At 46.1% G+C, this 13,598-nt stretch carries 14 protein-coding genes; 4 read left to right on the top strand and 10 right to left on the bottom strand.

Annotation, left to right across the window (positions count from 1 at the left end; all coding sequences use genetic code 11):
• The 4 genes from recQ to RMO27_RS12570 form a co-directional block, all read right to left on the bottom strand.
• On the bottom strand, window positions 1–1,614 hold a 1,614-nt coding region (gene recQ / locus RMO27_RS12585), incomplete at its 3' end, for a DNA helicase RecQ (RefSeq protein WP_309732951.1).
• Window positions 1,615–1,753: 139 nt separating this feature from the next.
• Complete coding sequence (locus tag RMO27_RS12580; protein WP_309732949.1) at window positions 1,754–1,984, bottom strand: type II toxin-antitoxin system HicA family toxin; 231 nt, start codon at window positions 1,982–1,984, stop codon at window positions 1,754–1,756.
• Window positions 1,985–1,989: 5 nt separating this feature from the next.
• On the bottom strand, window positions 1,990–2,223 hold the full coding sequence (locus RMO27_RS12575; protein WP_309732946.1) for a DUF1902 domain-containing protein: 234 nt from the start codon (window positions 2,221–2,223) through the stop codon (window positions 1,990–1,992).
• Window positions 2,224–2,381: 158 nt separating this feature from the next.
• Window positions 2,382–2,873 (bottom strand): hypothetical protein, encoded by a 492-nt coding sequence (locus tag RMO27_RS12570; protein WP_309732943.1) that lies wholly within the window; start codon window positions 2,871–2,873, stop codon window positions 2,382–2,384.
• 129 nt (window positions 2,874–3,002) lie between these two features.
• Here RMO27_RS12570 and RMO27_RS12565 point away from each other — a divergent pair, with 129 nt between their 5' ends.
• Window positions 3,003–3,176 (top strand): leucine-rich repeat domain-containing protein, encoded by a 174-nt coding sequence (locus tag RMO27_RS12565; RefSeq protein WP_309732941.1) that lies wholly within the window; start codon window positions 3,003–3,005, stop codon window positions 3,174–3,176.
• A 114-nt stretch (window positions 3,177–3,290) separates the two neighbouring features.
• Here RMO27_RS12565 and RMO27_RS12560 read toward each other — a convergent pair whose 3' ends face one another.
• The 3 genes from RMO27_RS12560 to RMO27_RS12550 all read right to left on the bottom strand — a co-directional run bounded on the left by RMO27_RS12560 (window position 3,291) and on the right by RMO27_RS12550 (window position 6,887).
• On the bottom strand, window positions 3,291–4,589 hold the full coding sequence (locus RMO27_RS12560) for a glutamyl-tRNA reductase (protein WP_309732939.1): 1,299 nt from the start codon (window positions 4,587–4,589) through the stop codon (window positions 3,291–3,293).
• 395 nt (window positions 4,590–4,984) lie between these two features.
• Window positions 4,985–6,022: a class II fructose-bisphosphatase gene (gene glpX / locus RMO27_RS12555; protein WP_309732937.1), complete on the bottom strand. Its 1,038-nt coding sequence runs from the start codon at window positions 6,020–6,022 to the stop codon at window positions 4,985–4,987.
• Between the two features lie 151 nt (window positions 6,023–6,173).
• A complete protein-coding gene (locus tag RMO27_RS12550) occupies window positions 6,174–6,887 on the bottom strand; it encodes a Spy/CpxP family protein refolding chaperone (RefSeq protein WP_309732933.1) in 714 nt (237 codons plus the stop codon).
• 252 nt (window positions 6,888–7,139) lie between these two features.
• Here RMO27_RS12550 and RMO27_RS12545 point away from each other — a divergent pair, with 252 nt between their 5' ends.
• A complete protein-coding gene (locus tag RMO27_RS12545; protein WP_309732932.1) occupies window positions 7,140–8,390 on the top strand; it encodes a sensor histidine kinase in 1,251 nt (416 codons plus the stop codon).
• Between the two features lie 55 nt (window positions 8,391–8,445).
• The gene (locus RMO27_RS12540; protein WP_309732930.1) at window positions 8,446–9,084 is read left to right on the top strand and encodes a response regulator transcription factor; all 639 of its coding nucleotides are present in this window, start codon (window positions 8,446–8,448) and stop codon (window positions 9,082–9,084) included.
• A gap of 107 nt (window positions 9,085–9,191) precedes the next feature.
• Here RMO27_RS12540 and RMO27_RS12535 read toward each other — a convergent pair whose 3' ends face one another.
• Both RMO27_RS12535 and RMO27_RS12530 read right to left on the bottom strand, forming a co-directional pair.
• Complete coding sequence (locus RMO27_RS12535) at window positions 9,192–9,770, bottom strand: hypothetical protein (protein WP_309732929.1); 579 nt, start codon at window positions 9,768–9,770, stop codon at window positions 9,192–9,194.
• Window positions 9,771–9,805: 35 nt separating this feature from the next.
• Window positions 9,806–10,630 carry an HAD family hydrolase gene (locus tag RMO27_RS12530; protein WP_309732928.1) on the bottom strand — a complete coding sequence of 275 codons (825 nt, stop codon included), beginning with the start codon at window positions 10,628–10,630 and terminating at the stop codon, window positions 9,806–9,808.
• 155 nt (window positions 10,631–10,785) lie between these two features.
• Here RMO27_RS12530 and ribD point away from each other — a divergent pair, with 155 nt between their 5' ends.
• Complete coding sequence (gene ribD / locus RMO27_RS12525; protein WP_309732926.1) at window positions 10,786–11,883, top strand: bifunctional diaminohydroxyphosphoribosylaminopyrimidine deaminase/5-amino-6-(5-phosphoribosylamino)uracil reductase RibD; 1,098 nt, start codon at window positions 10,786–10,788, stop codon at window positions 11,881–11,883.
• Window positions 11,884–11,974: 91 nt separating this feature from the next.
• On the opposite strand, the gene RMO27_RS12520 is transcribed toward ribD, so the two are convergent.
• On the bottom strand, window positions 11,975–13,598 hold a 1,624-nt coding region (locus tag RMO27_RS12520), incomplete at its 5' end, for an HD domain-containing protein (RefSeq protein WP_396133697.1).

The raw sequence follows: 13,598 nt of genomic DNA, 5'->3' as shown, positions 1-13,598 counted from the left end.
AACTTCATTAGCTTCGACAGTGGGTTTGAGCGCAGAGATGGCGATTTCGACTTTGCGCTGACTTTTGAGAATTTCCCGACTCAACCCATTGAGTGTCAAGACAGAATAACCATCGCTGGTTTCATCCATTAAACCTTGGTGCAACAACGATCGACCCAACATCCGCCATTCATCAACCGTCCGATCTTTGCCGATGCCATAGGTAGACAGGGTATCGTGTCCGTTTTTGAGCACTTTATCGTTCTTGGAACCGCGCAGCACATCGATCGTATGCGCCAGTCCGAAAGTTCTGCCGTTATGGCGTTCGCTAAATCGATAGACACAAGATAATAATTTCTGAGATTCGATCGTCCAATCCGAAACTGGGCGGGGATATTTACAGTTATCGCAGTTATCACAGTTACCAGGGAAACTCTCGCCAAAGTAACCCAATTGGATAATCCGGCGACACTCAGTCGCTTCGGCATAATTAATTACTCGTCGTAATTGTTGTTTGGCAATTAACTGTTCTTCTTCGAGTGCCATTCCCGTTTCGCGATCGATCTTTTGGGCAATTAAATACTCGATCGTCTTAATATCGCCCATCCCAAAATACAGCGTACAGTGAGCGGGTTCGCCATCCCGCCCCGCCCGTCCAGATTCTTGATAATAACCCTCAATATTGCGAGGCAGATCGTAGTGAATCACAAACCGCACGTCAGGCTTATTGATACCCATCCCAAACGCCACGGTGGCAACTATTACCTGTACATCATCACGAATAAAACTGTTCTGATTATTTGTTCTGGTTTCGCTATCTAAACCAGCATGATAAGGTACAACTTTAATCCCATCTTGCTGGAGTTTAGCCGTCAGTTCATCGACTTTTTTACGACTCAAACAGTAGATAATCCCCGAACCTTTAGACTTTTTAACTTGGGCGAGTAGTTCTTTATATGGAGTAGTTGTTTTGCGCCGTACTTCGTAATATAAATTCGGGCGATTGAAGCTGGCAATGTGAATATCTGGATCGCGGAGATCGAGCTGCTTGATAATATCCGATCGGACCCGATCGGTAGCTGTTGCCGTCAACCCCAACCACGGTACCTTCGGAAAATAATGTCGTAATTGTGATAGTTTGCGATAATCTGGCCGAAAATCATGACCCCATTCTGATACACAATGCGCCTCATCGATCGCAAATCCAGCAATCCCGACTTCTTGATGCAAATCGACTAAAAAGTTGCTAATAAACTCCTGATTCAATCGTTCGGGAGCTAAATATAGTAACTTAATCTCACCATTATAAATAGCCGTCGCTCGATCGCGTCTTTCTTCTGTACTGATACTACTATTTAAAAAAGTTGCTGGAATGCCATTATTTGCCAGCAATTGCACTTGATCTTGCATCAAAGCAATCAATGGCGATACCACGATTGTCACGCCTTGTTTAAGCAATGCTGGTAACTGAAAACACAAAGATTTTCCCCCACCCGTCGGCATCACCACTAACAAGTCACGATTGGCTAAAGCTGTGTTAATTATTTCTCGCTGTCCCAATCGAAATTCATCGTACCCAAAGTAATGCTTTAATGCCTGTTCTAGGGTTTCAAATTGGGTCGATCCAGCAAGCATAGTTTAGGGATGAGGGATGAGGTGTCAGGCTGTAGATTTTGGAAAATACAGCCTAGTTGAAAATTATACAGTAGACCTTAATTGCTTTGCTACTAGCCAGTAGCCTGTCGTCTAAAATCTAAAGTCTAAAGCCTGATCCCTAATGTGAATGGTACAAAAAATCATCCGCCTCAATCCCCGTTTGTTTGAGGATTTGGCGGAGCGTACCTTCGGGCATATCTCCATTGTGGTTGGGGACGGTGGTATATTTACCGCTATTATCGTTGAACCAGATTTCGTGGCTGCCACAAGCTTGACGATCGAGCGCAAATCCGTAGAATCGCAATACTTTGGCAACCTCTCGATACCTAAATCCCGATAGCCTACCCATTTCGCTTACTTCGTCAGTACGAGCGGACAGTCAAATTCGTCAGCGATCGCGGGAAAGGATTCGACCAGCTGGTTGCGTTCGGCCATTGCTGCTAAAATCTGCTTGGCAACATCTTGGGCAATTTCCAGTGTCTCTGTCAAGCTGGGGGCTTGAGCGATCAGGCCAGGTAAGGCATCGGAAGTAGCTAGATAGTAGCCTTCGGGTAGCTTCTCGATGTGTACGTTAATTAATCTTTCCACTAAATTACAATCGTGCAATCTTAAAGTTTGGGTAAAATTTTTGTTGAAAATCAATTTAGAGTAACTCACTCTACCGCAGTAGTAGATACAGTGTGAACCATCCAGTCGTTACTCTATTATGACATATCGACTTTGACAGGATCGATTCATCGGTGTTGTTATTGGTTTAATTTCAGTAACTTAGCGTACATATCTTTGTACTGAGTATCAGATACTCGATTGATCTGAGTGGCTACGGAGGTTGAGTCTGTAAGGGTTGCTAATTCTTGAAGCAGGATATCTTGTTCTTGGCTGAGTTGCTGCAAGCGATCTACTACTGCCACGATGCGTTCATTCGCAGGATTAGCGACCGTGGGAGTTGCTATTTCCCGACTAGGATTATTGTGCCCAAATCTGGATCGAATCAAACTCCAGATCCCTTGGAAAATCGGCTGGAGCAGTTTAAAAGGGGTTGTCAGTAAAAATAGCCAGACTCGATCGATTCCCCGCCCGATCGCCTGAAATAGCCCCCGTAGAGAGAGGATTGCCAGCAATAACAATCCCAAGCTAGGTAGTGGATGGGCGATCGTCCAAGCTAGATAGGGATGGGCGAACACCAACTGTGTAAAGTAAGCACTAATAGCGCGTTCGATCGAGTCCGAGATGTCCATATCCTTGTCCTATGGTGTCTCCAGCGAGAATCTGTACCTGCGGATACCAGACACACGATCGATGTCTTACTCACAAAAGCTGGTACCAATAACTGTTAACAAGCCGATGCTAAACTCAGGAATCTACTTATGCTCGACCTCATTGATAATCAAATCGTCGATCTCAAACCACTAGCGGGGTTGAATAATTTGGAGATTCTCAACCTCGATGGAAATAAAATCGCCGATCTCAAACCACTAACGAAGTTGAATAAGTTGATTTTTCTCCAACTCAGTAACAATGCTGATCGATACTTAATCTAACTACGATCTCGTATCTCCCATCTTAGTAGCTCGATCGATCGTTACTTGATTTATTCGCCTAGTTGCAAATTCTGCAAATGAGATCGATCGTCGAGCAGATCCAAAGCATAAAGCCTAAACATTAGAATTCACGCCGAGTTGTTCGCTATCGAGGTTAAATAGGACTTGGAGGGTGTGCATGGCTTTACGGCGGGTGTCGCGATCTTCTTGGGCGCGGAGTTGCACCATCGGATCTTGGAGGATTTTGTTGACGATCCCTTTTGTCAAAGCTTCGATCGCTTCTTGATGGCGTTCGCCAAATTCGGCACCCAATCTCGATAGAGCCTTTTCTAGCTCTTGCAGCCGAATGGTTTCCATTTTATCGCGCAAACAATTGATCGTCGGCACAGTTTCGAGCAATTGCCACCAGCTATTAAAGTTTTCGACTTCTTCATCTAAGATGCCTTCGGCTTCTTGCGCCATTTGTTGGCGACGTTCTTGGTTTTGGGCGACGACGGCTTTGAGATCGTCTACGTTGAAGGATTGGATATTGGCGAGATCGTTGACATCGCTGTGGACGTTGCGCGGTACGGAGATATCAAAAATCATCAATGAGTGGTGCGGATCGAGGACGGCTTCCAATTTAGCCGCATTTAGTAATGGCTCGGTGGCAGAAGTACTGGTAAAGACAATCGTCGAAGTCGAGATCGCATTCATCATCTCACCGATCGGTTGGAGTTGCAGATCGATCGCGGTAAATAGTACCTTCAACTCTTCCGCCCGTTTGGCCGATCGATTGAGGATGGTAATATCTGTCGCACCTTTGGAAATCAGATGTTGTACCAATAGCCTCGACATCTTGCCTGCACCCAGGATCGCGATCCGATGCGTGGCAAAATTTCCAACCTTCATGTGCGCCAATTCTACTGCCGCCGAGCTAATCGACACCGCACCAGTCCCGATACTAGTTTCGGTACGGACGCGTTTGCCCGCAGTCATTGCTTGCCTAAACAACCGATTGAGAATCGGCCCCATACCTTGATACTGCTGGCCGATTTTATGAGTTTGTTTGACTTGGGCGAGGATTTGCCCCTCACCTAATACCAAACTATCCAAGCCGCCAGCTACCCGCATCAGGTGCATTACGGCATCTTTGTGGAGCAAAATAAATAAGTGTTGCCGGAGATCCTTGAGCGGGATCTTGCTAAATTCGGATAGAAACTGAATCGCATCTTGGACGCCACGATCGGCTGTGGGTGTGACGATGTAGATTTCTAAGCGATTGCAAGTGCTGAGAATCGTCGCTTCTTTGATGTGGGGATAATTGCAGAGGGTTTGAATCGCTGATTCCATCTGCGTATCGGGAACGCTGAGTTTTTCACGGATGTCTACAGGTGCGGTTTTATGACTCAAACCGATAACAGCAATATTCATGTGTACTCCGCGTTCAAAAAATGAGGATTTTTAAGTTGGTTAACATTGGCGATCGCCGTGGTGGCATACTCCCTAGCTATCTCAAATCAGCGGTCGGGAGTGAACCTCTAATTTTTTAAAGTTTTGTTATTTAAGTTACGGATATTTCACCGTTGACAACGCAAGATATTCACATGCGTTCCGATTTGTCAAACGCGTTAGGCTAATTTAGTTATTGTATATAATCGCTGTCTATCTTGCGCTAATCCTGGCGACTTGTAAATGCTTTGTTATGCTTCTTCACTAGGTATTGGGCTTTAGGTATTAGGCTTTAGGTCTGGAAGTTAGAACGCAAGCGTTCCTCATACTTGCTAAAGCCCAAAGCCTATTACTTCCTAAAGCCTAAAGCCTAAAGCCTAGTGCAAGCTGACAGTCTGCGGTTTGTCGCTCATGTGAATGGTATCCACAAAACGAGCGGTTTTGGACTGACTGGAGATAACTAGGGTGTGAGTCCGTGCGCCACCTTTGAAGAAGCGAACGCCGTCCATGATGTTACCGGAAGTAATCCCAGTACCAGCAAACAGAACGTTTTTGCCGCAAGCGAGTTCTTCAGCAGTGTAGACTTTGTCGGGATCGGTGATACCCATAGATTTGAGGCGATCGATATTCGCTTCTTTGCTTTCACCGATCAAACCAGTTTTGACTACTGCGGGATCATAAATCAGTTGTCCTTGGAAGTGAGCATCCAAGCAACGAAGAGCTGCGGCAGAAATTACGCCTTCAGGAGCCGCACCGATACCCATCAAGGCATGGATGTTAGTTCCGGCAAAACCACAGTTGATCGCCGCACCAACGTCACCGTCGCTGATCAGGGCAACACGTGCGCCAGCAGCACGAATTTCAGCAATCAGATCGTTGTGGCGTTCGCGTTTCATTACGACGACTACCAATTCATCGATCGGGAGATCGAGACACTGGGATAAGATCTTGAGGTTTTCGGTAGCAGATTTGTTGATGTCTACTTTGCCTTTAGCTTCTGGAGGTGCAGCCAGTTTCTTCATGTAGAAGTCAGGTGCGGCAAACAAACCACCTTTTTCGGAGATGGCGAGTACGGCCATCGAACCAGGTTGCCCGTATGCACATAAGTTGGTGCCTTCACAAGGATCGACAGCGATGTCGATTTCGAGGAGTTCGTCGATCGTACAAAGTTCAGCAGCGTTAGGTTGAGAACAAATCCCGACTTCTTCACCGATATAGAGCATGGGTGCATCATCGCGCTCGCCTTCACCGATCACGATCCGTCCGCGCATGTGGATTTTGTTCATCCGTTCGCGCATGGCTTCGACGGCGACGCGATCTGCTTCGTTTTTGTCGCCCTTACCCATCAAGCGCGCTGACGCGATCGCGGCTTGCTCTACTACTTCTATAATTTCTAAACCTAAGCTATTTTCCACTGCTATTTGCTCCTAAAGGGCTTTATTTATAGGGATTTCAGTCGTTTACAAGTTTACCAGAGCGTGGGGACGTTATTTCCAGATCTAAAAAAGCTGCTCGTCGATATCGACGAGCAGCTTTTGTGAGCATGGCAGTCACGAGGGCAGAATATTACATCCCCTTTCTACCCCACCCACCAGATTTACGGGATTTGAGCTTGGCTTGCTGTTCGGGTGTGAGAATTGCGTTCAACTGTTGTGCGCTAGATTCGCGAATGGCTTTGATTTTCGCTTGTTGATCGGCGGTTAAATTCATGTTCCAATCTTTGCCCATTGCTCGCCGACGATCTTGACGTGCATTGGCTTGTTGCTGCTGAGCAGGAGTTAGAACTGCATCCCTTTGAGTCTTAGCGGCTGCGCGTAGTTGCTCCAGCTTGGCTTTTTGCTCGGTAGTGAGGTTTAGCTTGTTATTCTTGCCCCAGCCACCACCTTGAGCCAGTTGAGCCTGTTGTGCAGGAGTGAGGATCGCTGTTAATTGGGCTTGATTAGCTTCCCGAATAGTTTTGAGTTTAGCCATCTGCTCTGCGGTTAAATTCAGCCCCTGTGTACCTTTGATGGCTTGGCGTTGTGCCTTCATCTGATCGCGCTGTTGACGTTGTTCGGGCGTGAGGACTGCATCCATCTGTGTCTTGGTAGCTGCTCGCAGTGCGTCCACTTTAGTCTTCTGATCTGGAGTTAGATTGAGATCGTTCATTTGCATCCCATCTCCTCTCATGGCAATGTGCCCATTAGAGTGGTTGTAGCTGGGGTAATTACCCGCAGCAAATGTAGGAGTTGCGATCGCGAGTACGAGTAGAGGCAGTAATTTAGCTACTTTGTTTAGCATGTTTATAACGGGGTAGTTGGGGGTGAAGATGTGGTTGATTTCCATGCTGCTATCTTATGCGGTTTATCCTCACACCCACATCGAGCTAAAGTCACGATTAATACCACTCATAATCTACTTCCAGTCATGACGCTAATCGATCCAAATCATGACTAAGGTAATGGCCGATCTTGGAACAAATTCAGCTATGTTTAAAAAGTAGAGAATTTATTTTCCTAACCCTGCCTAATATTTTCGGTTATTGAATCATCCATGCGCCATCCATTAAGATCATTACTATATATTGAATGGATTTTATTTGCGGTGGTGATGACATTGGAAGTGTCGCCCCATGCGACACAATTTATCGAGCCAAACTGGCTAAAAATTGGGATCGTGGCAACTCTGGCAGCGATCGGATTACGGTTACCATTGGATCGGAAATTATCAATTCGAGTTGTTTATACGATCGCTCAAATCATCCTAATTTTAATAGCTGCTGGGGTAGGCGTGCCGTTGGCTGTTTTGCTCTATATTATTGTGATGATTCGGAGTTACTTGATCTTTGATCGACAATATCGATTGTGGCTAACTGCGGGAATATTTGGTTTGTATTTGATGACGATCAATGTATTTCCAATTCGTCGTCTACCAGCCCACCGAGCCGATAAATTTCAAAACCGGACTGAAATCCAAACTATTCAACCTCGATCTCCGGCGAAGACTCGACGGGAACGTCGGGATGAATTTCGCTGGGGCTTTGTGGTGTTATTTGGGGGGATATTATTTAGTTTACAGTTGCTCATCGATCGCATTTTAGCCGAAAAGCAAGCCAAAGAAGAACTCGCGATCGCCAATCAACGGATTCGCAGTTATGCTCTCAAAGCAGAAGAAAACGGCAGCTTGCAGGAACGAAATCGGATTGCCAGAGAAATTCACGACTCGCTCGGACATTCTCTCACTGCACTCAATCTACACCTAGAAATGGCGCTAAAACTCTCGCAAATTCAACCAGAAAAATCTCGTGAAGTATTGACAGAAGCCAAACGACTTGGTTCGATCGCACTCAAGGATGTGCGCCAGTCTGTGTCTGCTCTACGCTCCGATCCACTCCAACAACTAGATCTATGTACTGCCATTTATAAATTAGCAGATGAATTTAAACTATCTAATTATATTCAACCAGTATGTGATTTAGACATGCCTTCTAACTTACCACAGCCGATCGCCACTACAATTTATCGAATCATCCAGGAAGCACTCACAAATATTAGTAAACATGCCCAAGCTAGTCAAGTGACAATCGAAATTCAGACATTACCTACCAACCTCAAATTACAAATCGTCGATAATGGCTGCGGCTTTATTCCCACCAATAATCTCACCGGATTTGGCTTACAAGGGATGCGGGAACGAGTACTATCATTACAAGGCGAGTTTGAGATTATTAGCACCCCAGACACCAATTCAGATCTCCCCCACCCCAGCGGTTGTCAGATTATCGCAATTATTCCACTAAATTAGGCTTTAGGCTTTAGGTTTTAGCTCTATTCACCATCCACCACCCACCATCCACCAAATGATTTCCGTCCTACTTGTAGATGACCAAAATTTAATTCGACAAGGATTAAAAGCTTTGCTAGAGCTAGAACCAGATTTGGAAGTAGTTGGTGAAGCTGAAAATGGAGCAGTTGCAATTGATCGAATTAAAACACTTCAGCCGAACGTAGTGTTGATGGATATTCGGATGCCTGTGATGGATGGAGTAACAGCAACAAAGGAAATTTGTCAGCAATTTCCCGATGTAAATATTTTGGTACTAACCACTTTTGATGATGATACTTACGTGGCGGCAGCGATTAGATTTGGTGCGAAGGGTTATTTGCTCAAAGATACTCCTTCTGAGGAAATTGCCGCAGCAATTCGAGCTGTTGCCCTCGGTTATACGCATTTAGCGCCAGGGATGATCGCCAAAGTAATATCTAGTCAGATCGATCGAGATCCAATTACGCCACCACCAGAATTAGCAGAACTAACGCCACGAGAATTAGAAATATTAAAACTAATTGCTGCGGGGGCTAATAATCGTGAAATTGCTGGGCAGTTGTATATTTCTGAGGGCACAGTCAAAAATCATGTCACGAATATTTTAAATCGATTGGGTGTGCGCGATCGCACTCAAGCAGCAATTTTAGCTAAAACTTATTTATCAATTTGAATAGTACCAGTGAGATTTATTCGATCGAGGTGCGTTACCCTACGGGATAACACACCCTACGATATTCTCATAACTCAAATAGGACTGCTATAAATCAAGCTAAAATATTATTTAGATTGAACGCCTAGACCATTTTGTCCATTAGCGTTCAACCAGATTTCACAGCTATTACCATTAGCTGATAGTAGATCGCAACTGTAACGAGCAAGGGCGATCTTTTGAGCATTGCAAATCGTCAAATTATAGCCATAACTTTGAGCTACTCGACCAAATCTGTCGATCGTACCGTAGCGATCTAGATAGTCTAACCCACCCCAATATTGAGTATTAACTAATAAATGAATTTGTTTTCGATCGCGATTCGCAATCCAGTTTGTGACTAGTTTCGGTGGAAATTGTTCATTGATCCACCACAAGCTAGGTGTCGTTGTCCCAGCGGGGGAAACGGTGTCTGCTGTAACAATATTCGGATTTTTATTGAGACTATTGTTAGACTCTTCGCCTTGGGAAATAGATTTCAACAGGGCAAGGTTGACATCACAAATTACTGGGGTGTCTGGAGTGTTTGACTGAGCGAGAATCGGCTTAACTAATCCGATTACTAGATACAAACTAGTCGCCCAGCCAGCACACCACCTCAAGCTCAGCCTTAGTTGGGATAAATTACGAATGGCTAAATTACTCATTTGTCCATCATAGCGTAGCGACTGTCAGCTCAAATCTAGCTACACATCTGAAGTGAATTAACTTCCACCAGATGATGTGCAGCACAAAGTAAATCAGATTTAATCAGCGTTGGTTGCAACTGACGAAGCTGTTGTTCACTCCGAATCCCGCAAGTTAAGCCAATCGTTGAAATACCCATCGCTCTTCCTGCCAAAATGTCAGCCTCTGTATCGCCAATCATCCAGCTGGCATCAGCTGATGTGACTTGATAGTCCCGCATCGCTTGTTCGAGCAACTTGGTTTTGACTTCGGCATAGTTTTGATAGGCATCGCGAGTGTTGTCCGTACCATAGATACTAGTAAATAGTTGAAAAAGTTGATGCTGCTTGAGCATCTCGATCGCTTCATGTCGATCGCGCAGTGTGACTAAAATTAGCTTACATCCCTGGGATCTCAATAGTCCCAATGCCCAAGTAACCCCTGGCTGAATTTTGTCCTGCTTGAGCAGCTCAACACCATTGACGATTTCGACTACACGTTCTAGGAAAAAGTCTATGTGTGTGGCTCCTAGCCCAGACTGACGGGCTATCTCTCGATCGGGAATCCGATTTTGTTTCATCTGCCAAAATTGAGCTTTGGTCAGGATGTTAAGCTGAGGCTGTGGTGAAAGATCGCTGTAAAATCTACCAGTATCAAGCAGTGCCAAATGGTAAGTACTGTAGTACCGATCTGAGACATCGACGATCGGACCATCAAAGTCACAAAATATTGTATTGGGCTTGGACCAGCTACGGTGGAAACCTACCATAAAGTCTAGACAACCGGAAGGATTTGTTGCGTAATGTTTCTTAACAATAACAGTTTCTTGATAAGTTGTCATTGGTGCTAACTCGAACGAATCATCAGTAAAAGCTATCTGAGTAAATAGGGGATAAAGGATCGGAGATAGTGAAGTGATGAAGTGGATGGGCAGATAGTGGCTAGCAAACATCCGATCCAGATCCCGCAGGCCGATATCACTATTTCTTATTTACTATGCCCAATTTAATTAAATATACAGAATTCGATCGGCAGATGATCCGCCGCTGTGTGGATCTCGCCAAACAAGCGTGGGGAAAGACCGCCCCAAACCCCCTAGTCGGCGCGGTGATTGTTAAAGATGGTGAAACCATCGGCGAAGGTTTTCATCCGGGTGCAGGGCAACCTCATGCCGAAGTATTCGCACTGCGGGAAGCCGGGGACAGAGCGCGAGGCGCAACAATCTATGTCAGTCTCGAACCCTGCAATCACTATGGTCGAACGCCGCCCTGTGCAGCGGCGCTAGTGGCTGCGGGCATCGCTAAAGTAGTGATCGGCATGATAGATCCGAACCCCCTTGTTGCCGGGGGTGGGATCGCCACTTTAGAGCAAGCTGGGATTGAAGTAGTCGTCGGGGTAGAAGCAGCCGCCTGTACAGAATTAAATGAAGGATTTGTGCAGCGGATCGTTCATCATCGCTCCCAGGGCATCTTGAAATATGCGATGACGCTCGACGGCAAGATTGGCACTGATAGCGGACATAGTACTTGGGTCAGCAGCAAGACATCTCGCGACTATGTTCATCATCTGCGGGCGGGCTGCGATGCGGTAATTATTGGTGGCAATACATTACGTAGGGACAATCCCCTCCTGACTAGTCATCAGCCAGATCAACCCAATCCGCTCCGAGTAGTGATGACTCAGAATTTAGATGTCCCTGTCGCGGCGATCTTGTGGGATGTCAGCGTTGCGCCCACCCTCGTTGTGACTCAAGCTGGTGCAAATCCAGAAATGCAGGCGCGATTGCGTAATCGAGGCGTGCAAATATTAGAGCTAGAGCAGCCTAGACCAGCTCAGGTGATGCAGCATTTATATGATCGAGGCTTTCTATCCGTATTGTGGGAATGTGGCGGTACATTGGCAGCTAGCGCCATTACTGATGGCGTGATTCAGAAGGTACTAGCCTTTATCGCCCCTAAAATCGTCGGCGGAATTGTCGCGCCCTCTCCAGTCGGAGATCTGAATATTCAGTCGATGTCTGAAGCCCTAATTTTAGAGCGGGTAACCTATCAACAGATTGGTGTGGATTTACTGGTTCAAGGATATATAAAGTAGCTAGGCGCAGATATTTGTTAGATATAAATTGCGTAAAACCTAAAAGGATGTCTGAGAACTCGAAACCATCTGTGGAGTTCTCAGACATCCTCTATCCTTTCGTCGTTGATAGTTTGAGATTGAACTCTGTTTCAAAGACTGGTTTCTTATAATCTAAGCTCCAGCATTCTAGGACACAGGCATCGGCAGGATCGGCGGGATAAAACGTCAGATGACATTCCCTGGTGGTCAAATTGCAATTGAGGCTCACATCTTTGATAGCGCCAATTCTCCGCCGATCGAGCGCAACAGCAACTCGTAAAATAGCACTAAGCTGGGAGACAATCAATTTCTGATCTTTAGAAAGATTTTGGAGATTTTGGTGCTTTTTCTTGGGTGGACTTTTGCGATGATAGCGGGCAACATTGGCGATGATATCGATTTCGGACTCGGTATAGCCAAGTAGTTCCCCGTATCGAATCAGATAATAAGAGTGCTTGTGATGGGAGTCGTGACTGACAAAATGACCGCTATTGTGCAGAATCGATGCACTCCAGAGTAGCTGTCTAATCGGCTTGTCCCAAAAGTGAATCTGTCCGTAGGTTTGATCGAATAAGCTTAGGGCAAGTTCAGCGACGCGCTGAGAGTGGGGCAGATCGACACCGTATTTACCAGCGATTTTGAGCGTACTCCGTTCTCGAATTGAACCTTGGTACTTGAGCCGATCTTCAATTAGTCCCTGTGTCAGCATCCAATCGACGATTACGCCTTCCCGCAGGCTGCGTTCGCAGACTGAGAGCGATTTCATGCCGAGCATTGTCATTGCTTCTTGGAGGATTACTGCTCCGGCGACGATGATTTCCGATCGCCGATCGGACATACCTTCAATTGTGGTACGCTCGGCGATGGTCATCTTTCTGAGCCGAGTGATCAGATTGCGGAGATCGGTAAGCTGGATCTGGGAAGCGTGAATTCGCTCAGGAACGTTACCACTTTTATCCAAATTCAGGATGGCGGCGAGAGTTTCAATAGTGCCAGATGTGCCGATCATTTTGGGCACTTCGCCTGGTTGGAGATTAGCTTTGATTTCATCAATTGCCCGCTCCAATTGCCCTCGGACAAAAGCTTGAAGATAATTGATCGATCGATCGCTCACCGGATTATTCGGGATAAATTCGGCAGTGAGCCGGACAGCCCCAATTTTAGTACTGCTGAGGGTGCGGGGTTCGTGGATGTCGCCGAGGATCAGTTCCGTCGAACCGCCGCCAATATCAATAATCAGATGGGGGACATTATTAAACTCGACTCCCGATAATACCCCCAGGTAGATGCGTCGTGCCTCCTCCTGTCCCGAAATTAGATTGACAGCTAATCCTAATTCTGACTCGATCGATCTGATAAATTCATTGCCATTTGGGGCTTCTCGGACGGCGCTAGTCGCAACGGCGAAGATCTGTTGAGCATTGAGACTTTTAGCTACTTCCTGACAGCGTTTTAGTGCCCCCATTGCCCGCTCGATCGCCGCTGGAGTGAGATTACCTGTCTGGGGGTCTCGATCGCCCAACCGTACCGTTTCCTTCTCACGGGCGATAATACTAAAGGCTGGTAAGTCGGCAATAATCCGCACAACCACCATGTGGACTGAATTAGTGCCAATATCGATCGCCGCAATAATCGGATCTGCGGGTGTACGACTATCGATCGTGGTTGAAGACTCTACTACTACTGCATTTACC

Source organism: Chamaesiphon sp. OTE_75_metabat_556 (genome assembly GCF_031378165.1).
Classification (GTDB): domain Bacteria; phylum Cyanobacteriota; class Cyanobacteriia; order Cyanobacteriales; family Chamaesiphonaceae; genus Chamaesiphon.
This window is presented reverse-complemented; position numbering and strand designations above follow the sequence as displayed.